Annotated in this window: 1 protein-coding gene; it reads right to left on the bottom strand. The window is 78.1% G+C overall.

What is annotated here, in order from left to right:
- Positions 1 to 374, bottom strand: a 374-nt coding sequence (locus DJ74_RS14045) for a class I SAM-dependent methyltransferase (RefSeq protein WP_141212716.1), incomplete at both ends; no start/stop codon positions are given.

Genomic DNA, 374 nt, shown 5'->3' with positions numbered 1-374 from the left:
GTCGAGCCCGACGTCGTCGAACGCGGCCGCGAGGTCCGACGGCGTCCGGAACCGCGACGCCATCCCGATGGCGTGCTCGGCCGCGACGAGGGCGCGTCCCAGCGGGTGCGCGGGGTCGAACTCTCGGATCACGAGCGCGCCGCCCGGCGCGAGCACCCGCGCGACCTCCCGGAGAGCGGCGTCCTGATCCGGCAGGTGGTGGAAGGCGTCGACGATCGCGACCGCGTCGACCGCGTCGTCTCGGAACGGGAGCCGGCCCGCGTCGCCGGCGACCCCGGCGAGCCCGCGGCCGTCCCGGGCGCGGGCGAGCATTCCGAGTGAGGCGTCGACGACCGTTATCTCCGGCCCGGCCAGCGCCGCGGCCGCCCGCCCCG

Origin of the sequence: Halorubrum sp. Ea8 (genome assembly GCF_002252925.1) — an archaeon.
In the GTDB taxonomy this organism is placed as follows: Archaea; Halobacteriota; Halobacteria; order Halobacteriales; family Haloferacaceae; genus Halorubrum.
The sequence above is the reverse complement of the archived record's forward strand: the minus strand, read 5'-3'. Positions and strand labels throughout refer to the sequence as shown.